Origin of the sequence: Pseudomonas sp. GL-RE-26 (genome assembly GCF_019956275.1) — a bacterium.
Classification (GTDB): Bacteria; Pseudomonadota; Gammaproteobacteria; order Pseudomonadales; family Pseudomonadaceae; genus Aquipseudomonas; species Aquipseudomonas grandcourensis.
The window spans coordinates 126,932-149,614 of sequence record NZ_JAHBDI010000022.1; the positions used below are offsets into that span (position 1 = coordinate 126,932).

20 protein-coding genes are annotated in these 22,683 nt (G+C 62.5%); 3 read left to right on the forward strand and 17 right to left on the reverse strand.

Features of this window, described 5'->3' with window-relative positions; translation table 11 throughout:
* Positions 1 to 144: 144 nt before the first annotated feature.
* Positions 145 to 1,326 (reverse strand): acetyl-CoA C-acyltransferase family protein, encoded by a 1,182-nt coding sequence (locus tag KGB07_RS15460; RefSeq protein WP_046042854.1) that lies wholly within the window; start codon positions 1,324 to 1,326, stop codon positions 145 to 147.
* Positions 1,323 to 2,105 (reverse strand): enoyl-CoA hydratase-related protein, encoded by a 783-nt coding sequence (locus KGB07_RS15465; RefSeq protein WP_046042853.1) that lies wholly within the window; start codon positions 2,103 to 2,105, stop codon positions 1,323 to 1,325. The genes KGB07_RS15460 and KGB07_RS15465 overlap by 4 nt, the downstream gene beginning before the upstream one ends.
* A 217-nt stretch (positions 2,106 to 2,322) precedes the next feature.
* Between KGB07_RS15465 and KGB07_RS15470 the strand changes: the two genes are divergently transcribed.
* The 3 genes from KGB07_RS15470 to KGB07_RS15480 are packed head-to-tail and all read left to right on the forward strand — an operon-like array spanning position 2,323 to position 5,792.
* Positions 2,323 to 3,429, forward strand: coding sequence for a polyamine ABC transporter substrate-binding protein (locus KGB07_RS15470; RefSeq protein ID WP_046042852.1), 1,107 nt, complete (start codon positions 2,323 to 2,325; stop codon positions 3,427 to 3,429).
* 39 nt (positions 3,430 to 3,468) lie between these two features.
* A complete protein-coding gene (locus KGB07_RS15475) occupies positions 3,469 to 4,887 on the forward strand; it encodes an aminotransferase (RefSeq protein WP_046042851.1) in 1,419 nt (472 codons plus the stop codon).
* Positions 4,884 to 5,792: a helix-turn-helix domain-containing protein gene (locus KGB07_RS15480; protein ID WP_223465857.1), complete on the forward strand. Its 909-nt coding sequence runs from the start codon at positions 4,884 to 4,886 to the stop codon at positions 5,790 to 5,792. Before KGB07_RS15475 ends, KGB07_RS15480 begins: the two co-directional genes overlap by 4 nt.
* A gap of 125 nt (positions 5,793 to 5,917) precedes the next feature.
* Here the strand turns inward: KGB07_RS15480 and paaZ are convergent, their stop codons facing one another.
* The 15 genes from paaZ to paaF form a co-directional block, all read right to left on the reverse strand.
* Positions 5,918 to 7,987: a phenylacetic acid degradation bifunctional protein PaaZ gene (gene paaZ / locus KGB07_RS15485; protein ID WP_223465858.1), complete on the reverse strand. Its 2,070-nt coding sequence runs from the start codon at positions 7,985 to 7,987 to the stop codon at positions 5,918 to 5,920.
* 58 nt (positions 7,988 to 8,045) lie between these two features.
* Entirely contained in the window at positions 8,046 to 9,299 is a 1,254-nt protein-coding gene (locus tag KGB07_RS15490) for an OprD family porin (RefSeq protein ID WP_223465859.1), read from the reverse strand.
* Positions 9,300 to 9,333: 34 nt separating this feature from the next.
* The gene (locus KGB07_RS15495; RefSeq protein ID WP_223465860.1) at positions 9,334 to 10,980 is read right to left on the reverse strand and encodes a cation acetate symporter; all 1,647 of its coding nucleotides are present in this window, start codon (positions 10,978 to 10,980) and stop codon (positions 9,334 to 9,336) included.
* Positions 10,977 to 11,285: a DUF485 domain-containing protein gene (locus tag KGB07_RS15500; protein ID WP_046042846.1), complete on the reverse strand. Its 309-nt coding sequence runs from the start codon at positions 11,283 to 11,285 to the stop codon at positions 10,977 to 10,979. The genes KGB07_RS15495 and KGB07_RS15500 overlap by 4 nt, the downstream gene beginning before the upstream one ends.
* 172 nt (positions 11,286 to 11,457) lie before the next feature.
* Positions 11,458 to 12,534 (reverse strand): 1,2-phenylacetyl-CoA epoxidase subunit PaaE, encoded by a 1,077-nt coding sequence (gene paaE / locus KGB07_RS15505; RefSeq protein ID WP_046042845.1) that lies wholly within the window; start codon positions 12,532 to 12,534, stop codon positions 11,458 to 11,460.
* A 34-nt stretch (positions 12,535 to 12,568) separates the two neighbouring features.
* On the reverse strand, positions 12,569 to 13,102 hold the full coding sequence (paaD, locus tag KGB07_RS15510; protein WP_046042844.1) for a 1,2-phenylacetyl-CoA epoxidase subunit PaaD: 534 nt from the start codon (positions 13,100 to 13,102) through the stop codon (positions 12,569 to 12,571).
* Positions 13,089 to 13,850: a 1,2-phenylacetyl-CoA epoxidase subunit PaaC gene (paaC, locus tag KGB07_RS15515; RefSeq protein WP_046042843.1), complete on the reverse strand. Its 762-nt coding sequence runs from the start codon at positions 13,848 to 13,850 to the stop codon at positions 13,089 to 13,091. Before paaC ends, paaD begins: the two co-directional genes overlap by 14 nt.
* Before the next feature lie 8 nt (positions 13,851 to 13,858).
* Entirely contained in the window at positions 13,859 to 14,140 is a 282-nt protein-coding gene (gene paaB, locus KGB07_RS15520; RefSeq protein ID WP_007943393.1) for a 1,2-phenylacetyl-CoA epoxidase subunit PaaB, read from the reverse strand.
* A gap of 28 nt (positions 14,141 to 14,168) precedes the next feature.
* Entirely contained in the window at positions 14,169 to 15,158 is a 990-nt protein-coding gene (gene paaA, locus KGB07_RS15525) for a 1,2-phenylacetyl-CoA epoxidase subunit PaaA (RefSeq protein WP_046042842.1), read from the reverse strand.
* A gap of 1,057 nt (positions 15,159 to 16,215) precedes the next feature.
* A complete protein-coding gene (paaK, locus tag KGB07_RS15530; RefSeq protein WP_046042841.1) occupies positions 16,216 to 17,541 on the reverse strand; it encodes a phenylacetate--CoA ligase PaaK in 1,326 nt (441 codons plus the stop codon).
* Positions 17,542 to 17,640: 99 nt separating this feature from the next.
* The gene (gene pcaF / locus KGB07_RS15535) at positions 17,641 to 18,852 is read right to left on the reverse strand and encodes a 3-oxoadipyl-CoA thiolase (protein ID WP_223465861.1); all 1,212 of its coding nucleotides are present in this window, start codon (positions 18,850 to 18,852) and stop codon (positions 17,641 to 17,643) included.
* Positions 18,845 to 19,294, reverse strand: a complete 450-nt coding sequence (gene paaI / locus KGB07_RS15540; RefSeq protein WP_046042837.1) for a hydroxyphenylacetyl-CoA thioesterase PaaI — start codon at positions 19,292 to 19,294, stop codon at positions 18,845 to 18,847. The genes pcaF and paaI overlap by 8 nt, the downstream gene beginning before the upstream one ends.
* The gene (paaH, locus tag KGB07_RS15545; RefSeq protein ID WP_223465862.1) at positions 19,287 to 20,804 is read right to left on the reverse strand and encodes a 3-hydroxyacyl-CoA dehydrogenase PaaH; all 1,518 of its coding nucleotides are present in this window, start codon (positions 20,802 to 20,804) and stop codon (positions 19,287 to 19,289) included. Before paaH ends, paaI begins: the two co-directional genes overlap by 8 nt.
* Positions 20,805 to 20,807: 3 nt before the next feature.
* On the reverse strand, positions 20,808 to 21,599 hold the full coding sequence (gene paaG / locus KGB07_RS15550) for a 2-(1,2-epoxy-1,2-dihydrophenyl)acetyl-CoA isomerase PaaG (RefSeq protein ID WP_223465863.1): 792 nt from the start codon (positions 21,597 to 21,599) through the stop codon (positions 20,808 to 20,810).
* 51 nt (positions 21,600 to 21,650) lie between these two features.
* Positions 21,651 to 22,424: a 2,3-dehydroadipyl-CoA hydratase PaaF gene (gene paaF, locus KGB07_RS15555; protein WP_046042834.1), complete on the reverse strand. Its 774-nt coding sequence runs from the start codon at positions 22,422 to 22,424 to the stop codon at positions 21,651 to 21,653.
* Between the last annotated feature and the right edge of the window lie 259 nt (positions 22,425 to 22,683).

Sequence of the window (22,683 nt, forward strand, 5' to 3'; positions counted from 1 at the left end):
GGGGCGTTACACGGTCAAATGTGGCGAGGGAGCTTGCTCCCGTTGGGCCGCGCAGCGGCCCCGGCTCTTAAAAAGCGGGGCCTGCTGCGCAGTCCAGCGGGAGCAAGCTCCCTCGCCACAGGTTTTTCAGCGATTGTTCGAGGCTTACACGCGTTCAAAAATCGCCGCAATCCCTTGGCCACCACCAATGCACATGGTCACCAGTGCATAACGGCCGCCGGTGCGATGCAGTTCGTGGATGGCCTTGGTGGCGATGATTGCGCCGGTCGCGCCCACCGGGTGGCCCAGGGCGATGCCCGAACCGTTCGGGTTGACCTTGGCCGGGTCGAGGTCCAGTTCCTGGCTGACGGCGCAGGCCTGGGCGGCGAAGGCGATGTTGGCTTCGATCACGTCCAGGTCGGCGACGGTCAGGCCGGCGCGCTTGAGCGCCAGGCGTGTGGCCGGGATCGGGCCCAGGCCCATGAACTCAGGTTCGACGCCGGCGTGGGCGTAGCTGACCAGGCGGGCGAGGGGTTTCAGGTTATTGGCCTGGACCGCGTTGCCGCTGGCCATGACCAGTGCCGCGGCGCCGTCGTTGAGGCCCGAGGCGTTGCCGGCGGTGACCGAGCCGTCCTTCTTGAACGCAGGCTTCATCGCAGCCAGCTGTTCCAGGGACGTGGCGCGCGGATGTTCGTCGACGCTGAACAGTTTGACGCCTTTGCGATCCTGGATTTCCACGGTCGCGATCTGTTCGCTGAAGTAGCCGTTGGCAATCGCGTGAGCCGCGCGTTTCTGGTCTTCGAAAGCCAGGGCGTCCTGCATTTCGCGGGTGATGCCGTTGCGCGCAGCGACGTTCTCGGCGGTGATGCCCATGTGGATGCCATGGAACGGGTCATGCAGGATGCCGAGCATGTAGTCGATGACCTGGGCGTTGCCCATGCGCGAACCCCAGCGGGCGGCCGGCATCAGGTACGGACCACGGCTCATGGATTCGGCACCGGCACCGACGACGATGTCGGCATCGCCGAGCATCAGGGTCTGGGCAGCGTTGATGATGGCTTGCAGGCCCGAACCGCACAGGCGGTTGACGTTGTAGGCCGGGGTTTCCTTCGGGATGCCGGCGTTCATCGCTGCGACGCGGGAGATGTAGGCGTCGCGGGTTTCGGTCGGGATCACGTTGCCCATCACCAGATGGCCAACGAGCGCCGGGTCCACGGCGGCTCGCTCCAGGGCGGCTTTCACGGCCGTGGTCGCGAGGTCGGCCAGTGGCACGTCCTTGAGCGAACCGCCGAATGTACCGATGGCGGTACGGGCGGCGCTGACGACGTAGATTTCTGGAGTGTTCATGGCTGGTTTCCTTTCGGTGGATTCTTATCTGTACTGCGATTGAGCAGGGCGTTCAAGGCGGTTTTCGCCTCGTCGGTATTCAGGCGCTGAATGAACAGCGTGTTTTCTTCGCGCAGGGTGGCTTCCAGTTCGGCCAGGGAAGCCTGTTTCATCAGCTGCCGGGACTGGCGCAAGGCTTGCTGGGGCATGGCCAGGAAGCGCTGGGCGATTTTTGTCGCCGCCGCCAGGCATTGTTCGCCGTCATCGAAGGCTTCGTTGGCCAGACCCCAGGCCACCGCTTCGTTACCGTCCAGGCCGTTGCCCAACAGCAGCAGGCTCGCGGCGCGGGCATGGCCGAGGCGGCGTGGCAGCAACAGGCTGGCGCCGAATTCGGGGCACAGGCCGATGTTGACGAACGGCATGCGCAACTTGGCGTTGCGGGTCACCAGTACCTGATCGCAATGCAGCAGCAAGGTGGTGCCGATGCCGATGGCCGCACCGCAGACTGCCGCGACCAGCGGTTTTTGCAGGCGCGTGACGACCTTCATCAAGTAGAACGCCGGGGCGTCCAGATGAGTGGGCGGATTCTGCAGGAAATCCACCAGGTCATTGCCGCTGGTGAAGCACGCCGGGCCACCGGTGAGGATGATCACGCCGGTTTGCTCGTCTTCGTCGGCGGCCTGCAGCAGGTCGGCCAACTGCGTGTACATGGCGTTGTTCAGTGCGTTGAGCTTGTCCGGGCGGTCGATGGTCAGCGTCAACACGCCGTCGCGTTGCTCGTGTTTGATCAGGTCGGTCATCGCAGGCTCTGCAGGGTCGGTTCAGGGCTGCCACTTTAAGCGCCGGACAAACTCCGGATCTATGGCAAAACGGGTCAACTGCACTGCCGCTTTTTGCCATGCCGATGTGCCAAAAAGCGACACACACCCTTTCGGGGTATGGCCGCGCCCGGCGAATCGACCAATAGTGGGGGCATCCGCTCATCCAGAGCCGAACTCGCTATAAGGTGCATTTGCTATGGGCAAGACGCTGCTTAAGGTGATTTCCAGTCTGTTTGTTGTACCGCTGACCTTTCATGCCTACGCCGCTCAAGTGGACGACAGCAATACGCTGCGGCTGTACAACTGGGCGGATTACATCGGTGAAAAAACCATCGCCGATTTCGAAAAGGCCACCGGTATCAAGGTGGTCTACGACACATTCGATTCTTATGAAACGGTACAGGCCAAGCTGCTCACCGGCCATTCCGGTTATGACCTGATCGTGTTGAATGCCTCCCTCGCGCCACCGCTGATCAAGGCCAAGGTGTTCCAGCCGCTGGATAAAAAGCAGTTGCCGGGGTGGACCAACCTGGATCCGCAGATCCTCGAAGACCTGCAAGGCTATGACCCTGGCACCCAGTACTCTGCGCCCTATACCTGGGGCAGCAACGGCGTGACCTACAACGTCGACAAGATCAAGGAGCGCATGCCGGACGCGCCGATCGGCTCGCTGGCGATGATCTTCGATCCGAAGATCGTCTCGCGCTTCGCCGACTGCGGCGTGACCCTGCTCGATGCCCCGACTGAAGTCATTCCCATGGCCCTGAAGTACCTGGGGCGTGATCCGCGCAGCGCCGCACCGGAAGATCTGAAAGCCGCACAGGATTTGCTGCTGTCGGTGCGGCCGTACATCCGCAAATTCGACTCCGTCAATTACCTGACCAGCCTGCCCAACGGCGACGTGTGCATGGCCATGACCTGGTCCGGCGACTACGCCACCGCCATGGCCCGCGCCGCAGAAGCCAAGAAGAAGATCGACCTGGCCTACTTCATCCCCAAGGAAGGCTCGCTGATCTGGTTCGACAACATGTACATCCCGGCCGATGCGACGCACGTCGCCAATGCCCACAAGTTTCTCGAGTACCTGATGCAGCCGCAGGTGATGGCGGACGTGAGCGACTTCATCAATTACGCCAACAGTAACGCCGCGGCCACGCCGTTGTTGAACGCCGATGTGCGCAACAACCCGGCCATCTACCCCGATCCACAGACCCGCGAGCGGCTGTTCCCGCAGAAGACCCAGGACGCCAAGGACATGCGGGCGATTACCCGGGTCTGGAGCACGGTGAAAAGCGGCATCTGATGGGTTCGAACGTTAGTCAATTCGGTTAGAGGTTTATTTATGGCGACGCCAGCACGCAGCGTTTTTTCCCCAGCGGACGAGTCCCGACTGGTCAAGGCCGACAAGGCTCACCATATGCACGGCTATCACGTGTTCGACGAACACGCCGAGCAAGGCTCGCTGAACATCGTCGCAGGCGTAGGCGCCTACATCTACGACACCCAGGGCAACCGCTTTCTCGATGCGGTGGGCGGCATGTGGTGCACCAACATCGGTTTGGGCCGTGAGGAAATGGCCGAGGCCATCGCCGATCAGGTGCGGCAACTGGCTTATTCGAATCCGTTTTCCGACATGTCGAACAACGTCGCCATCCAGTTGTGCGAAAAACTCGCCAGCCTCGCTCCCGGCGACCTCGACCATGTGTTCCTCACCACCGGTGGCTCCACCGCCGTGGACACCGCCTACCGGCTGATCCAGTACTACCAGAACTGCCGTGGCCTACCTGCGAAGAAGCACGTCATCGCGCGGTTCAACGCCTATCACGGCTCCACCACCCTGACCATGTCGATCGGCAACAAGGCCGCCGACCGGGTGCCGGAGTTCGATTACACCAACCCGCTGATCCACCACGTCTCCAACCCCAACCCGTACCGAGCGCCCGATGGCATGGACGAGGCGCAGTTCCTCGAGTTCCTGGTCAAGGAATTCGAAGACAAGATCCTCTCGATCGGCGCGGACAAGGTTGCCGGTTTTTTTGCCGAGCCGATCATGGGCTCGGGCGGGGTGATCATTCCGCCCCGGGGTTATCTCAAGCGCATGTGGGACGTGTGCCAGCGCTACGACATTTTGTTCGTTGCTGACGAAGTGGTGACTTCGTTCGGGCGCCTGGGAAAGTTCTTTGCTTCTTATGATGTGTTCGACGTGCAGCCCGACATCATCACCACCGCCAAGGGCCTGACCTCGGCCTACCTGCCGCTGGGTGCGTGCATCTTTTCCGACCGTATCTGGAAAGTCATCGCCGAGCCGGGCAAGGGCCGCTGCTTCACCCACGGTTTCACCTACAGCGGGCATCCGGTGTGCTGCACCGCGGCGCTGAAGAACATCGAGATCATCGAGCGGGAAAACCTGCTGGCCCATGTCGACACGGTGGGCGCCTATCTGGAAGTGCGCCTGGCAACCCTGCGGGACTTGCCGCTGGTGGGGGATGTGCGCTGCCAGAAACTCATGGCCTGCGTGGAGTTCGTCGCCGATAAACGCACCAAGGCGCTGTTCCCCGACGAGATCAACATCGGCGAGAAAATCCACGTGCGGGCCCAGGCCCGGGGCTTGCTGGTGCGGCCGATCATGCACCTCAACGTGATGTCGCCACCGCTGATCCTGACCTTTGCCCAGGTCGATGAAATCGTCGAGACCCTGCGCGAGTGCATTCTGGAAGTGGCCGCCGAGCTTGAAGCGAGCGGACAGTACGCGGGCCAATGATTTCGTCAGTCAGGCTGTTACCAAGGGCGTGTCCAGCCGCTAGACTGCGGGGCATGAGCAAACCACACGACGATACGCTGATCGCGGTGCCCTTCGGGGCATTGCACAAATGGCATGGGGGAATGCGCGAGGCATTCGCCCATATCGATGAGCCTGACGCCCTGCAACACCTGGCGTCGGCGTTGGCGCAACTGGTGTCCGTCGAGTCGATGATGATCAGCCTGGAGCGCAAGGACCGTGCGCCTCAGTTACTGCATCAGCGCGGGATTGCCCAGGAGTATCAGGTCTCGATCCTGGAGCGCTATTTTGCCGGGGGCTATTTGCTCGACCCGTTCTGCCTGGCGGTGGAGCAGGGGTTGGCGCAAGGCTTCTATCACCTGGAGGAAATTGCCCCGGACAACTTCTTCGACAGTGACTACTACAAATCCTATTACCTGAAGGCGGGCTGCTCGGAAGACAGCTACTACATCGTCGATACCGGCAATGACACGAAGATTTCCGTCAGTCTCTATCAGGGTTTCGGCGGTGAATGCCTGAGCGCCGAACAGCTGAATCTGCTGCGCGCCGTGGAACCGCTGGTGCGCGAATTCATCAGCGAGTTCAGTCAACGGGGCATGCTGCGCAGTGGCGAGATCCAGTGCGATAAAGACCAGGGCATGCGCGATGATCTCAAGCACCGGGTGCAGTCGGCGTTCGAGCATTTCGGCAGCGATTTGCTCACCGAACGTGAGCGGCAAGTGGCGCACATGGTGTTGCGCGGGCATTCGGTGAAATCCACGGCCAGCCAGATGAGCATCTCACCGGAAACCGTACGCATGCACCGCAAGAACCTGTACCTGAAACTGGAGGTAGGTTCGCAGTCGGAGTTGTTTGCGCTGTTTATCGAGTGGTTGCGTAAGCATTAACCAAAATTTTTGGCCTACCGATACCCCTGTAGAAGCGAGCCTGCTCGCGATAGCGATCTGTCAGGCCCAATGATCTTGGCTGACACACCCTCATCGCGAGCAGGCTCACTCCTACAGGTATTGCGTTAGTCTTCGCGTTTTACGACCAAGGTGAGAATGTCATAGCTCGCCACCAGCTCTCCCAACTGGTTGGTCACTTCCACATCCCACGCCACCACCCCTTGCGGGATGCCCTGCGGGCTCTTCTTGCCCTGGTCGATCTTGCGTTTGCAGGTCAGGCGCGCCTGGATGGTATCGCCGATGCCCACCGGGTTGATGAAGCGCAGGGTGTCGAGGCCGTAATTGGCCAGCACCGGGCCGACGCCGGGGGACACGAACAGGCCGGCCGCTGCCGACAGCACGAAGTAACCGTGGGCGATGCGCTTGCCGAACTGCGATTCCTTGGCGGCGATGTCGTCGAAGTGCATGTAGAAGTGGTCGCCCGACAGGCAGCCGAAGTTCACCAGGTCCGCCTCGGTGACGGTGCGGCGGTGAGTCAGCAGCGATTCGCCGATCTGCAGGTCCTGGAAGTGGCGACGGAACGGATGCACGTCGGTTTCGATGACCTTGGCGCCGCGCACATATTCGCCGGTGACCGCCGCCAGCATGGTCGGCGAACCTTGCACCGCCGCGCGTTGCAGGTAGTGTTTCACCGCGCGCAGGCCACCGAGTTCTTCACCACCACCGGCACGACCCGGGCCGCCATGCTTGAGTTGTGGCAGCGGCGAGCCGTGGCCGGTGGATTCGCCGGCGCAATGGCGATCCAGTACCAGCAAACGGCCGTGCAAGGCAGCCGCGACCGGGATGGCCTTGGCGGCGATTTGCGGGTCCTTGGTCACCAGGCTGGCCACCAGGCTGCCTTTGCCGCGCGCGGCCAGGGCCAGCGCTTCGTCCAGATCGTCGTAGGCCATCAGGGTGCTGACCGGGCCGAACGCTTCGATATCGTGGGCGCCGCCCTCGGCATGCGGGTCGCGGGCCTGCAATAGAGTCGGGGCGAAGAACGCACCTTTGTCGACATTTACACCACGGGGTTCGAAACCGTCGCGGGCGCCGAACAGCATGTCGCTGCTCTGCAACAGCGCTTCCAGACGCTCGGCCACGTCTTTCTGCTGGTCGTGGGAAGCCAGCGCACCCATGCGTACGCCTTCCACCGACGGGTCGCCGACCACCACTTTGGCCAGGCGATCGCGCAGGCGGGTGGCGACTGTATCGATGTGTTTGGCAGGGACGATGGCGCGGCGGATGGCAGTGCATTTCTGCCCGGCCTTGGTGGTCATTTCCCGGGCAACTTCCTTGATGAACAGCTCGAACTCTTCGTCATCCGGGGTCACGTCCGGGGCGAGGATCGCGCAGTTCAGCGAGTCCGCTTCGGCGTTGAACGGCACCGAGTTACGAATCAGGTTCGGGTTGACCCGCAGCTTGGCCGCAGTGTCGGCGGAGCCGGTGAAGGTCACCACGTCCTGGCCTTGCAGGCGGTCGAGCAGGTCGCCGGTGCTGCCGATGATCAGTTGCAGACTGCCCGCCGGCAGCAGGCCGGATTCGTCCATCAGGCGCACCACGGCTTCGGTCAGGTAGCTGGTGGCGCTGGCGGGCTTGACGATGCACGGCATGCCGGCGAGGAAGCTCGGCGCGAACTTTTCCAGCATGCCCCAGATCGGGAAGTTGAACGCGTTGATGTGCACCGCCAGACCGCCGCGAGGCACCAGGATGTGCGTACCGGCAAAGGTGCCCATTTTGCTCAGCTGCATCGCCGGGCCTTCGTGGACGATGTTGCCCGACGGCAGCTCCCGCGAACCGAGGCTGGCGTAGGTGAATAGCGTGCTGTTGCCGCCTTCGATGTCGATCCAGCTGTCGGCGCGGGTTGCGCCGCTGTGATGGGAAATCGCGTAGAGCTGTTCCTTGCGCTCGCTCAGGTACAGGGCCAAAGCCTTGAGACGCTGGGCGCGCTGCTGGAAGTCCAGCGCCATCAAGCCGCTGATGCCCTGGCGACGGCCGTGTTCGATGGCCTCGGCGAAGTCCGGGCGCTCCTCATGGGTGCGGGCGATTTCATGGCCGTCGATGGCACTGCGCAGCACTTGCGCGCCCTGTTGGCCGATCCAGCGACCGGCGATGAAACTCTGCAGGGTAGGGGCATGCAGGGTAGGGGCGTGAGACATCACGATTGCTCCTGGTTATGAAGGGTTATGGCGCGGCGGCGACCGCGCCCTTTCGGAATTACCAAAGCGCCACGGTGTAACCGACGATCAATCGGTTCTCATCGACGGCGGTAGTCAAGCCATTGCCGGAACGGAAGGTCACGTTGCGCCAGCGCAAGCTGACGTTCTTCAACACACCGCTCTGGATGACGTAGCTGATATCGGTGTCGCGCTCCCATTCGCTTCCGTTGTCGACCTTGCCCGCCTTGACATGGCTGCCGTCGGTGTAGCGGGTCATGAAGGTCAGGCCGGGAATGCCTTGCGCCGCGAAGTCATAGTCGTAACGCAGCTGCCAGGAATCCTCCTCGGCGCGGGTGAAGGTGTTGAAGGTCACCAGGTTGACCACGTACGGATCGCCGCCGTTGATGAACGGAAAGGCACTGTCGCCGGACAATTGCTGGTAGGCGGCACTGACCTTGTGGGCACCGTGGGACACCGTGAACATGCCGTTGAGGTTGCGGTTGTCGATACGCCCGGCCCGTTCGGCACCGTCGCCCCGGCTGTCGAAATAACGCAGGTCGCTGCGCAGGTTGAAGCCGTTGCCCAGTGGTTGCGTATGCACCAGTCCGGCGAATTGCTGGCGATAGATCTGGTCGAGCTTGCCGTAGTAGTAGCTCAGGTTCAGTTGCGGACTGAACGCGTAGCTGCCACCACCGAAGTCGAAGTGATCGCTAGTGGCGGCGCCGAAGCCGACGTCATCGTTGCTGGAAGAGTCCCGCAGGTTGGCCTTGGTCAGGCGTCCGGCATTCACCGTCAGGCCGTCGATCTCCTGACTGGTCAGCAAGCCACCTTCAAAGGTCGATCCCAGCAGGCGCGTGTCGTTGTAAGTGACCACTGGCAACAAGGGTTGCAACGTGCCGAGTTTCAACACGCTCTTGGAGACCCGCAATTTGCCGGTCAGGCCCAGTTCGCTGTAATCGTCGTCGGGCTCATGGCTCTGCGGGCCGAACGGTAGCAGGCCGGTGCCACGGCGGTCCGGGCTGGAGTCGAGCTTGAGCCCCAACTCTCCCAGTGCATCGAGACCGAAACCGAAGGTGCCGTCGGTGAACCCGGACTCGATGCGCGCGGTGAATCCCTGGGCCCATTCTTCGGCCTTGGATTGCGGCGCGTTGTCCTGACGGAAATCGCGATTGATGTAGTGGTTGCGCATATCAATACGGGCCTTGCTGTCGCCGATGAAGTCGGCCATGGCGCTGGGGGCGATCATGGGCAGGCTCAATGCGGCAGCCAGCGAAAACAGTGATCGGTAAGACGTGGTACGTGCGGGTGTCATTATTTTTATTCCCTGCCAACTGTTCGGTCGTCGTTTAGTGTTTGCTGGCGCCGGTGGCACCGATGCCGGTCATCGAGCGGATGAACTGCGCCAGATAACGGCCACGCTCAAGGGCTGCACGGGGCGAGGTATCGGTGACGGAAAACAGCCATGCACTAAAGAACGCCAGGCTCATGGAAAACAGGGCCGGGTTGGAGTACGGGAACAGCGCCTTGTCGTGATGCATCACGTTGACCCACACCGCCGGGCTCAGCACCAGCAAGACAATCGCCGAGACCAGTCCGGACAGACTGCCGAGGACCGCGCCACGGGTGGTCAGGCCTTTCCAGTACATCGAAAGGAGCAGCACCGGGAAATTCACCGACGCGGCGATGGCCAGCACCAGGCCCGAGAGGAAGGCGATATTCTGCGACTCGAACAGCAGGCCGAGGATGATCGCCAGCACACCGATGCACAGGGTGGCGATTCGCGACACGCGCATCTCTTGCTGCTCGCTGGCCTGACCCTTGCGCATCACGCAGGCATACAGGTCGTGGGACACCGCCGAGGCGCCGGACAGTGCCAGCCCGGCAACCACCGCCAGGATGGTGGCGAAGGCGACCGCCGAGATGAAACCGAGGAACAGGTTGCCGCCTACCGCCTGGGCCAGGTGCACGGCGATCATGTTGCCGCCGCCGATGATCGCGCCGCTGGTGTCACGGAACGCTGGATCGGTGCCGACCATGACGATGGCGCCGAAGCCGACGATGATCAGCAGCAGATAGAAGTAGCCGATGAAACCGGTGGCGTAGAACACGCTTTTCCGCGCTTCCTTGGCATCGCTGACAGTGAAGAAACGCATCAGGATGTGCGGCAGGCCGGCGGTGCCGAACATCATGCCCAACCCTAGGGAAATCGCATCGATCGGGTTGGATAGCAAGCCCCCGGGGGCCATGATCGCGTTGCCCTTGGCATGTACGGCGGTGGCACCGGCAAACATCGCCTCAGTGCTGAAGCCGAAGTGCTTGAGCACCATGAACGCCATGAAGCTGGTGCCGAACAACAGCATCACCGCCTTGATGATCTGCACCCAGGTGGTGGCGAGCATGCCGCCGAAGGTCACGTAGAACACCATCAACACGCCGACCAGCATCACCGCGTAGAGGTAGTCGATGCCGAACAGCAGTTCGATCAGCTTGCCGGCGCCGACCATCTGCGCCACCAGGTACATCAGGGCCACGGTCAGTGTGCCGAAGGCCGAGGTCAGGCGCACCGGGGTCTGTTCCAGGCGATAGGAAACCACGTCGGCAAAGGTGTATTTACCGAGGTTGCGCAGGCGTTCGGCAATCAGGAACAGGATGATCGGCCAGCCGGCCAGCACGCCCAGGGCGTAGAGCAAACCGTCGTAGCCATTGAGGAACATCATCGCGGAGATGCCGAGGAACGAGGCGGCCGAGATCATGTCGCCGGCAATCGCCAGACCGTTCTGGAAACCGGTCATGCCGCCGCCAGCGGTGTAAAAGTCGCTGGTGGAGCGGGTACGGAGTGCCGCCCAGCGTGTCACGCCAAGGGTGAACAGCACGAACACCAGGAACATGCCGATGGCGTTCCAGTTCAATGGGCGGGCTGCGCCGTCAGCGGCCATCGCAAAATCAGTGACAGCCGCCAGCGGCAGCAGGAACAGCGCAAGAAGGCGGCTCATCGGGCGCACTCCTGCTTGAGTTTTTCATTCAGCGGGTCGATCACGTTGTTGGCGCGATACACATAGAAGCCGGTCAGCGCAAAGGCCAGCCCGACGATGACGACACCCACCAGCATGCCCACGGTGGTCACGCCGCCGCTCAGGGATTGGCCGAGGGTAGAAGGGGAGAAAGCCACCAGCAGCACGAAGCCGTAGTAAATCACCAGCATGGCCAGGCTCAGTGACCAGTACAGCTTCTGTTTACGGCGAACCAGCTGGATGAAATCCGGGTGCTGGCGAATAAGTTCTACTTCCTGGGGTGTCATGACGCGCGCTCCTTTGTTGTTTTTGTTTTGGGTGAAACGGTGTATTCGGGTCGATCACTGGCCCCCTGTGGGAGCGAGCTTGCTCGCGATGAGGGCATCACATTCAGCATTGCCGGTGGCTGTCCCACCGCTTTCGCGAGCAGGCTCGCTCCTACAGGGTTTCGCGGCGGTTTCAGAGCTGATCGAAATCCAGCACTACCTTGTCGCTGATCGGGAAGGCCTGGCACGACAGCACATAGCCGGCGGCCACTTCGTAGTCTTCCAGGGCGTGGTTGCTGTCCATTTCCACTTCGCCTTCGATGACCTTGCACTTGCAGGTCGAGCACACGCCGGCCTTGCACGAGTAGGGCAGCTCCGCACCTTGCTCGTTACCCGCTTCGAGGATGCTCTGGCTGTTGCGCGGCAGGTCGAACGCCAGGGCGCGGCCGTCGCTGATCACGGTGATCTGGCTGACCGCCGCATCCACCTGACGGGCGGCTTCACGGGCGGCGCGTTTTTGCTCGCTGCCGGCGGCGGCGAACAGTTCGAAATGGATGCGCTCAGGTTGCATGCCCTTGGCCTTGAGGCTGTCGCGCACGGTCTCGGTCATTTCCTGCGGGCCGCAGATGAAGGCGGCGTCGAGGGCCTTGACGTCGAGCCAGCGGCTGAACAGTTGCTCGCATTTCTCAGCGTTGATCCGGCCGTTGTACAGGTCGACGTCCTGCTGCTCGCGGCTGAACACGAAGATCAGGTTCAGGCGTTGCAGGTAGCGGTTTTTCAGGTCTTCCAGCTGCTCGCGAAACAATGCGCCGGAGCTGGAGCGGTTGCCGTACAGCAGGGTGACCCGGCTGTGGGGCTCGGTTTGCAGGGTGGTCTTGATGATCGACAGGATCGGCGTGATGCCGCTGCCTGCGGCCACAGCGAGGTAGTTGCCATGGCGCGCCGGGTCGAGTTCAACGCAGAAGTGCCCGGCCGGTGGCATCACTTCCAGGGTGTGCCCGGCTTTCAGTTGTTCGTTGGCAAACGCCGAGAAGCGTCCGCCGGTAACACGCTTGACGGCGATGCGCAGCTCACCGTCGTTGACCCCGGTGCAGATCGAATAGGAGCGGCGTACTTCTTCGCCGTCCAGTTGGGTGCGCATCACCAGGTGCTGGCCCTGGGTGAAGTGGAAGCTGTCCTGCAAGTGCTGCGGAATCTCGAAGGCGATGGACACCGCGTCACGGGTTTCGGTGCGCACGTCCTTGATGGTCAGGCTGTGAAATTTGCTCATAGTTGTTCTCCAGCTGGGACGGCCGATTCGCCGCTCAGATGCACTTGAAATAGTCGAACGGTTCCCGGCAATCGACGCAGCGGTACAGCGCCTTGCAGGCGGTGGATCCGAACTGGCTGAGGACCTCGGTGTGGGCGCTGCCGCATTGCGGGCACACAACCAGCGGGCTTTCACCGAGCAGGCTGCGCTTGCTGGTGCTGCCCTCGGGCGGCGCGATGCCGTAGGCGCGCAGGCGTTCGCGGCCGCTGTCGCTGATCCAGTCGGTGGTCCAGGCCGGGGTCAATTTGCGCTCAAGCTGCGGCGCCTTGAATCCGGCCTGTTCCAGGGCTTCGCGGATGTCGCTCTCGATCACTTCGGTGGCCGGGCAGCCGGAGTAGGTCGGCGTGACCACCACGTGAAGATGGCCGGCCTGCCAGTCCAGATCGCGGACGATGCCCAGGTCAACCACGCTGACCACTGGCACTTCCGGGTCCATGACCTCTGCCAGAATCGCCCACGCGGCAGCCAGGTCGGTCGGTTGAACCGGCCGGGCGCCGAGGTCGCTGGCGATCAGCTCACCAGGTTGCATCGGGGTACGCTCGTGGCAGGAACTGCATTTCGGCCAGCAGGATGCCCAGGTGTTCGGTGTGTAGGCCCTTGCGTGCATTCAGGTAGAAGTAGTTCGGTGCCGCGGGAACGGGCAGGGTGGCGCTGGTGAAGATCTGCTCGACCTTGACCTGCCACTGGGCGGCCACGCTGGCGATGTCCGGGGTGATGCCGGCTTCGCACAGCTGTTGTTCGCTGTCATCGGCGGCGATCAGTTCAACGGTGAAGCGCCAGACTTCGGGGATGGCCGCGAGCATGCGCTGGTGGCTTTCCTCGGTGCCGTCACCCATACGCTCGATCCATTCGCCGGAGCGGCGCAGGTGGTAAGTCACTTCCTTCACCGCCTTGGCGGCGATCCCGGCAATGCGTTCGTCGCTGGACTGGCTCAGGCCCTGCAGTACCGGCAAATGCCAGGCGTCATAGAGGAACTGCTTGAGCATGGTCACCGCGAAGTCGCCGTTGGGTTGTTCCACCAGCAGCAGGTTGCGATAAGCGCGCTCGTCACGACGGAACGCCAGGTGATCGGCATCGCGGCCGTCGTCCAGCAGTTCGGCGGCATATTCCAGCCAGTTGCGTGCCTGGCCCACCAGGTCGAGGCCGACGTTCATCAGCGCCAGCTCTTCTTCCAGCGCCGGGGCCTTGCCGCACCATTGGCACAGGCGCTGGCCCTGGATCAGGGCGCTGTCGCCGAGGCGCAGCAGGTATTCGATCAGATCGGTCTTGTTATTCATGGTCGACCTCACATGTGCCCGACTTCGGCCGGCAGCTCGTAGAAGCTGGCGTGGCGGTAGACCTTGTCGTCCGACGGATCGAACAGCGGGTCTTTTTCATCCGGCGACGAGGCGGTGATCAATGCCGAAGGCACGACCCACAGGCTCACGCCTTCGCTGCGACGGGTGTAGAGCTCGCGCGCGTTCTCGATGGCCATGGTGGTATCGGCGGCATGCACGCTGCCGACGTGCTTGTGGTTGAGGCCGTGCTTGCTGCGCACGAAGACTTCGAAGAGGGTCCACTCGGACATTTCAGTTACTCCACATCAGGTGGCCGGATCAGGCGGCGTTCTTGTTTTGTTTTTTGCGGGCGTGGGCGACGGCGGCTTCACGGACCCAGGCACCGTCTTCAATCGCCTTGCGGCGGGTGGCGACGCGTTCCTGGTTGCACGGGCCGTTGCCCTTGAGCACTTCGTAGAATTCGTTCCACTGGATTTCGCCGAAGTCGTAGTGACCGCGTTCGGCGTTCCATTTCAGGTCCGGGTCGGGGCAGGTGCAGCCCAGCAACTCAAGCTGCGGGATGGTCTGGTCGATGAAGCGCTGGCGCAGTTCGTCGTTGCTCTGGCGCTTGATTTTCCAGGCCATGGACTGGGCGCTGTTCGGCGAGTGTTCGTCGCTCGGGCCAAACATCATCAGCGATGGCCACCACAGGCGATTGATCGCGTCCTGGACCATGTCTTTTTGTGCCTGGTTGCCGTGGCGCATCATGGTCAGGAGGATTTCGTAGCCCTGGCGCTGGTGGAAGCTCTCTTCCTTGCAGATGCGCACCATCGCCCGGGAATACGGGCCGTAGGAGGTGCGCTGCAGCACCACCTGGTTGACGATCGCCGCGCCATCCACCAGCCAGCCCACCGCGCCCATGTCGGCCCAGTTCAGCGTCGGGTAATTGAAGATGCTCGAGTACTTGGCCTTGCCGCTGTGCAGCTTGGCGACTTCTTCATCGCGGTCGGCGCCCAGGGTTTCCATGGCGCTGTACAGGTACAGGCCGTGGCCGGCTTCGTCCTGGATCTTGGCCATCAGTTGCAGTTTGCGTTTGAGCGACGGCGCGCGGGTGACCCAGTTGCCTTCGGGCAGCATGCCGACGATTTCGGAGTGGGCGTGTTGGGAGATCTGCCGGATCAGGGTCTGGCGGTAGGCATCTGGCATCCAGTTCTTGGCTTCGATCTTGATTTCTGAATCGATTTTTTCCTGGAAGGCGCGTTCCTGTTCGGACATCTCCGAGAGGTCTTTGATGCGCTTTACGCCTGTTTCTACTAGCTGTGCGTACATTTTTGAGTTCCCGCCTTGAATCTGTTCTGGGGCATGGGGAACTTTATAAGCGATACAGAATTTAATATCAAACACAAAATGACGTGTCGTATTTGTTTTTTTGTATCGCTTTGGATGGGTGGTCGCTTTTTGGGGTGGTGTACATATCCGTTTCTTCGGTAACGGCGGCTGGCGGTTTCGCTCTTACAGCGAGTCCCTTTTGGCAAACGCCCCAAAAGGAACCAAAAGGTCTCGCCCCTTACGTACGGCCCCTCGCTAATGCTCGGCGTTCCTTCGCTGCGGTATTCATCCGGGGGCATTGCCCTCCGGTCGGCTTCGCTTCGACCTACATGCAATGAGTTCGACTGCGTCGAACGGCGCTGCGCGCCAATCCCCGGATGAACGCCTCCACTCAGCCTCCCGAGGGGGCGGGTGGATCAAGATCAAGAGCTGCAGGCGAGCTAACGCTCGGCCTGATGAGTGGTGAAAAGCGTGGGTGTACGCCGATCAACTGTAGGAGCGAGCCTGCTCGCGAAGGCGGCCCGACAGCCGACTGGAACTTTGTGGATGTATCACCTCCAAAAGATCGCAGCCTCGTTGCACTCGACAGCTCCTACAGGGGAACGCGCACGCATCAGAACCAGGCTGGCCGGTAAGGCCGCCTCGGGCGCGGTTGCGGTGTACGCCCCCTCGTGAGGCCGAGTGGAGGTTCTGCGCAGTGGGCAACCCGGCATGGATGCCGGGTTAGCCGCCCCCGGCCATGGATGGCCGATGGCGGCGGGCCCACGGAGCAGGACCGGAACGAGGGAATGCCGAGCCACAGCGAGGCACCGAATGTCAGGGGCAAGAGCCCTTTGGTTACTTTGGGGCTTTTCCAAAGTGACCCTCTGTAAGAGCGGAACCGTAGGTGGCCGTTACCGCAGCAACGGATATGTACACCCTCAAAAATCCATGCCGCCTGACACAAAGCCTTCGCGAGCAGGCTCGCTCCTACAGGAATAGGGCTCGGCTCCAGAGTCAGTAAATCCCCGGCCAAAAAAAAACCCCGCAAAAAGCGGGGCCATAAAGGGTGCAGCAGTCATGCTTTAGGACGTTTATCCAGCACGTGGCAAGCCTTGCCCTCCGACCGCTTGATCGAATGAAACGGCTGCAAAACAATCCGCGAACTGATCCCGATATACGTCTTGATGTGCTTGCTCAACTCCCCGCAAACAGCCTTCTGCTGTTCCTCGCTCAGGTGCTGGTGCTCAGCCTTGAGCTCGACATGCACATCCACGCTGTCCAGGTTGCCGTTGCGATACAGATGGATCTCATAACACTCGGCAAGCTGTTTAACTTTGAGAACCTGCTCCTCGATCTGCGTCGGGAACACGTTGACCCCGCGAATGATCAGCATGTCATCGCTGCGCCCGGTGATCTTGTCGATGCGGCGCATCGGCCGTGCGGTGCCCGGCAGCAGGCGCGTCAGGTCGCGGGTGCGGTAGCGGATCATCGGCAGGGCTTCTTTGCTCAATGAGGTGAACACCAGTTCGCCCATCTGACCGTCCGGCAGCACTTCGCCGGTGACCGGGTCGATGATTTCCGGGTAGAAATGGTCTTCCCAGATGGTCGGGCCGTCCTTGGTTTCGGCGCACTCCATAGCGACACCTGGCCCCATGATTTCCGAGAGGCCGTAGATGTCCAGGGCGGTGATGCCCAGGCGTTGCTCGATGGCGCTGCGCAGTTCGGCGGTCCATGGCTCGGCGCCGAAGATGCCCAGGCGCAGGGCCAGTTTGTGCGGGTCGATGCCCTGGCGCTCGATTTCGTCGGCGATGTTGAGCATGTAGGACGGCGTGACCATGATGATGTCCGGCTGGAAATCCTTGATCAGTTGCACTTGTTTTTCAGTCTGGCCACCGGACATCGGGATCACCGTGCAGCCCAGGCGTTCGGCGCCGTAGTGCGCGCCGAGGCCGCCGGTGAATAGGCCGTAGCCATAGGAAATGTGCACTTTGTCGCCACGGCGGCCACCGCCGGCGCGGATCGAGCGCGCCACCACGTTGGCCCAGGTGTCGATGTCGTTCTGGGTGTAGCCGACCACGGTCGGTTTGCCGGTGGTGCCGCTGGACGCGTGCAGGCGCACGATGTCGTGCATCGGCACGGCAAACATGCCGTAGGGGTAGTTGTCCCGCAGGTCGGACTTGGTGGTGAAAGGGAATTTCGCCAGGTCGTCCAGGGACTTGATGTCGTCCGGGTGCACGCCCAGCGCATCGAAACGCTGACGGTACAGCGGCACGTTGTTGTAGGCGTGGTTCAGGCTCCAGCGCAGGCGCTCCAGCTGATGCTGGCGCAGCTCGTCGATGCTGGCGGTTTCCAGCGGGTCCAGCACAGGATCCAGAACGGATTTGGCTATTGGCATGTTCATGTGTTCACTCGAATTGTTTTTGTGTTCCAGCCCTTTTGCACAAGGGCTTTGAGTGCATACCCCAAGGATACCTCTCGGCTCCTTGGGAATCGCGATTCTTTAGTGGGATAGACGCTCGATGATCAGCGCGATCCCTTGGCCGACACCGATGCACATGGTGCACAGGGCGTAGCGGCCGTTACGTTCTTCCAGCTCGTGCAGGGCGGTGGTGACCAAGCGTGCGCCGCTCATGCCCAGTGGATGGCCCAGGGCGATGGCGCCGCCGTTGGGGTTGACCCGTGGGTCGGTGTCGCTCAGGCCCAGTTCACGCAGCACCGCCAGACCCTGTGCGGCGAAGGCTTCGTTGAGCTCGATCACGTCCATGTCGGCGAGGCTCAGGTTGGCCACCTCCAGCACCTTGCGGGTGGCGGGCACCGGGCCGATGCCCATGATCCGTGGTTCAACGCCGGCGGTGGCCATGGCCACGACCCGGCCACGGGCGGTCAGGCCGTGGCGTTTGGCGACTTCCGGGCTGGCCAGCAGCAAGGCGCAGGCCCCGTCGTTGACCCCGGAGGCGTTGCCGGCGGTGACGCTGCCGCCTTCGCGGAACGGCGTGCCGAGTTTGGCCAGTTGCTCAAGGGTGGTGTCGCCGCGCGGATGTTCGTCGTACTCGACCACTTTGGCCGGGCCTTTGCGCTGGGGGATTTCCACCGCGACGATTTCCCTGGCCAGACGTCCGTTGGCCTGGGCGGCGGCAGCGCGTTGCTGGCTGCGCAGGGCGAAGGCGTCCTGGTCGGCCCGGGAGATGTTGAACTGTTCGGCGACGTTCTCTGCCGTTTCCGGCATAGAGTCGATGCCGTAGGCCTTTTTCATCAGCGGATTGACGAAACGCCAGCCGATGGTGGTATCGAAGATCTCCGCTGCACGGGAAAACGCCTGCTCGGCCTTGCCCATCACCAGCGGCGCGCGGGACATGGATTCGACGCCACCGACCAGCATCAGCCCGGTTTCGCCGCTGCGAATGGCCCGGGCGGCGGTGCCGATGGCATCCAGCCCGGAACCGCACAGGCGATTGAGGGTGGTGCCCGGCACGCTGACCGGCAGCCCGGCCAGCAGCGCCGACATGCGCGCGACGTTGCGGTTGTCTTCGCCGGCCTGGTTGGCGCAGCCGTAGATCACATCATCGACCGTGTTCCAGTCCACTTGCGGGTGACGGCGCAGCAGTTCGCGCAGGGGCACCGCACCGAGGTCGTCGGCGCGCACGCTGCTCAGGACGCCGGCGTAACGGCCAATCGGGGTCCGGACTGCGTCGATGATCAAGGCGTCATTCATTGGGGGTCTCCTGCGTCAGCACCGGGCCGCGCACTTTGTAGGATTTGCCGTGGAACAGGGCGATCAACTGGCCCTGCTGGTTTTCGATGCGCACGTCATAGTTGCCGGTGCGACCGGAACGGCTCTGCTCGATGCAGTCGGCGTTCAGCGTGTCACCCAGGCGTGCCGGGGCGATGTAGTCGATGCTGCAACCGATGGCCACGGTGGCTTCGTTGTAGCTGTTGCAGGCAAAGGCGAACGCCGAATCAGCCAGCGCGAACAGGTAGCCGCCGTGGCAGGTGCCGTGGCCCTGGACCATGTCGGCGCGCACGGTCATGCCCACTCGCGAGCAACCGGGCCCGGCCGAGAGCAGGCGCATGCCCATGCCCTGGCTGGCGGCGTCGCGCTGGAACAGCGATTGCGCGCATTCACTGGCCAGGGTCATGGATTCATGGTTAGTCATGGAATGTTCTCCCTTCGGCGACGCGACGGCGCAGCAGCAGCGACGGCCGGTAGCGTTCTTCGCCATAACTGGCTTGCAGGTTTTCCAGCGTTTCAAGAATGTGCGACAGGCCAATGGCATCGGCCCAGGCCAGCGGCCCTTGCGGATAATTGACCCCGGCGCGCATAGCCAGGTCGATGTCGGCGGCCGAGGCCACGCCTTGCAGCAGGGCGTCGGCGGCCTCGTTGGCGAGCATCGCCACGGTGCGCAGGACGGCGAGGGCCGGGCTGTCGCTGAGCAGACTGACCTTGAGGCCGGCCCGTTGCAGCAGGGTAACGCCTTGTTCGAGTGCCTGCGGATCAATGCCGTTCGAGTAGCTGATGGCGATGCGTTGGGCTTTGCTGTAATCGAACGCAAGGTCCAGCAGGATCAGGTTACGCAATCCGTCTTCACGTGCTCGCTGGCAGGCCATGCGCCCGTCGCTCAAGGCCAGCACGGCGTCACCGACGCGAAGTAGACCTTGTCCATCGCGCTGGACGATCTCGACGCCTTGTTCATGCAAGCGTGCGAGCAAGCCTTTAGCGATACCGAGATCGCCTTCCACAGCACAAACCTCGACTTTCGCATCGCTGCTGATTTCAGCCGCGAGCGGGCGCTCTGCACCTTGGGCGTAGCTGTAGAAACCCTGGCCGCTCTTGCGTCCCAGACGCCCGCCGTCCACCAGTTCTTTCTGGATCAGCGACGGCAGGAAGCGCGTGTCCTGGTAATAGGCGTCGAACACCGAGCAGGTCACGGCATAGTTGACGTCGTGGCCGATCAGGTCGGTCAGTTCGAACGCGCCCATGGCAAAACCACCGGCCTCACGCATCAGCGCATCCAGGGTCGGGCAGTCGGCAGCGCCTTCCTGAAGCATCCGCAGGCTTTCGGCATAGAACGGCCGGGCCACGCGGTTGACGATAAAACCCGGTGTGGAGCGGGTGTGCACCGGGTTTTTGCCCCAGGCCTTGGCGGTGTCGTACAGGCACTCGGCGAGTGCCGGATCGCTGGCCAGACCGGAGACTACTTCCACCAGCGCCATCACCGGCGCCGGGTTGAAGAAGTGCAGGCCGAGCAGGCGTTGTGGATGTTCAAGCTGCGCGGCGATGCTGGTGATCGACAGCGACGAGGTGTTGCTGGCGAGGATGCAATGCTCGCCGCAGATGCCTTCGAGCTGGCGGAACAGCGCGCGCTTGACCTCGAGGTTCTCGACGATGGCTTCGATGATCAGGTCGCAGTCGGCCAGGACTTCGATGGCTTCCACCGCTTGCAGGCGGGCAATCGTCGCGCTGCGCGATTCGGCGGACAGCTTGCCGCTCTCGACTCGCTTGCCCAGTTGCCGATCAATGCCTTCAATCGCTTGAGCAGCAGCGCCGGGACGATTGTCCAGCAGCAATACCGGATGACCGGTCTGGGCCGCGACCTGGGCGATACCGGCACCCATGGCCCCGGCGCCGATCACGGCGATGCGTGCGTTGGTGTTCAGTGCTGTCATGACTCAGCGCCCCTTGAAACTTGGGGTGCGTTTTTCCATGAAGGCGCCGACGCCTTCGCGGTAGTCCTCGCTGCGCCCGGCCAGGCGCTGCAGGTCTTTTTCCAGCTCAAGCTGTTCGTCGAAGCTGTTGCTCAGGCTCGCGTTGAGGCTGCGCTTGATCAGCGCCAGGCCGTAGGTCGGCTGGGTCGCCAGGTGGCGGGCCAGTTTCAGCGCTTCGTCGCGCAAACCGGCGTCGTCCACACACTGGTAGATCAAGCCCCATTGCTCGGCTTGTTCGGCGCTCAGGCGGTTGCCCAGCAGTGCCAAAGCCTTGGCCCGAGCCATGCCAACAAGACGCGGCAGGGTCCAGGTGCCGCCGGAATCGGGGATCAGGCCGATCTTGCAGAACGCCTGGATGAAACTGGCCGAACGCGCCGCCAGTACCAGATCGCAGGCCAGCGGAATGTTGGCGCCAGCGCCAGCGGCGACGCCATTGACCGCGCAGATCACCGGCAGCGGCAGGTCGCGTAATTGGCGGATCAGCGGGTTGTAGAACTTCTCGATGGACTCGCCCAGATCCGGCACGGCGCTGCCCGGCGCGACATTGCGGTCGCTCAGGTCTTGCCCTGCGCAGAAGCCGCGGCCTTCACCGGTCAGCAGTAAAACGCGCACGTCCGGGTTCTGCCGCACTAGCTTGAGTGCTTCTTTCACTTCGCCATGCATCTGGGTGTTGAAGCTGTTGAGCTGGTCCGGCCGATTGAGGCTGAGCAGGGCGACGCCGGCGTCGATGGAAAACAGGATGTGTTCGAAGTTCATGGTCTTGGCGTTCTCTTGGCAGTCGTTCGAATTCGGATGTCAGTGGCCGCTTTATTGCCCGGTGAACGTCGGGCTGCGCTTTTCCTGGAAGGCTGCAATGCCCTCATCGCGGTCGCGGGTGCCGGCCAGCACGGTGAAGGCGTGACGCTCGAAGCGCAGGCCGCTGGCCAGGTCGGTGTCCATGGCCTTGAGCAGCGCTTCCTTGGCCAGGCGCACCGCCAGCGGTGCCTTGGCCGCAATGCTGCGGGCGATGTGCAGGGCGCGCTCGACGGTGAATTCCGGTTGGGTGACTTCACTGACCAGGCCGGCGCGCTGGGCCTGACGGGCGTCGATCGGCTCGCCGGTCAGCACCATCTGCATGGCCATGGATTTGCCGACGGCGCGTAGCAGGCGTTGGGTGCCACCAGCGCCGGGCATGATTCCGAGGTTGATTTCCGGCTGGCCGAAGCGGGCGTCTTCGCCGGCAATGATGATGTCGGCGTGCATCGCCAGTTCGCAGCCACCACCGAGGGCGAAGCCGTTGACCGCGGCGATCAGCGGTTTGCTGAAGCGGGTGATGGTTTGCCACGAGGCCTGGCGCGGGTCGTCGAGGATGCCGACCAGGTTGCGTTCGGCCATTTCCTTGATGTCGGCGCCGGCGGCGAAGGCCTTGCGGCTGCCGGTGAGGACCACGGCGCGGGTGTCGGGGTCGGCTTGCGCGATGTTCAGTTCAGCGGCCAGTTCGCCCAGTAACTCGGTGGTCAAGGCGTTCAGGGCTTGCGGGCGCTGCAGGGTAATAAGGCGGACGCCAGGCTCGATCAATTCGACGGCAAGGGTCAGAGGCATGGCGGATGCTCTCACGGTGCACGCTCGGCGTGGTGCCGGCTCGTTATTGGATCGGCCGCAGGGGCCGGTTTTGCCCAAGTATAGCTATAACGTGATACGTAAATGCAATACGAAAATAGATTTAATGTGTCTTATTGGTGTTGGTTTGGATGTTTTGGCTTTCTTGTGAAGGGGGGGTGATAGCGGGTTTTGCCCAGAAAACATTGGGTTTTATGGCGATTTTTGAGGCGTGCTGGCATTCGTCGGAAAGGTGCATTTC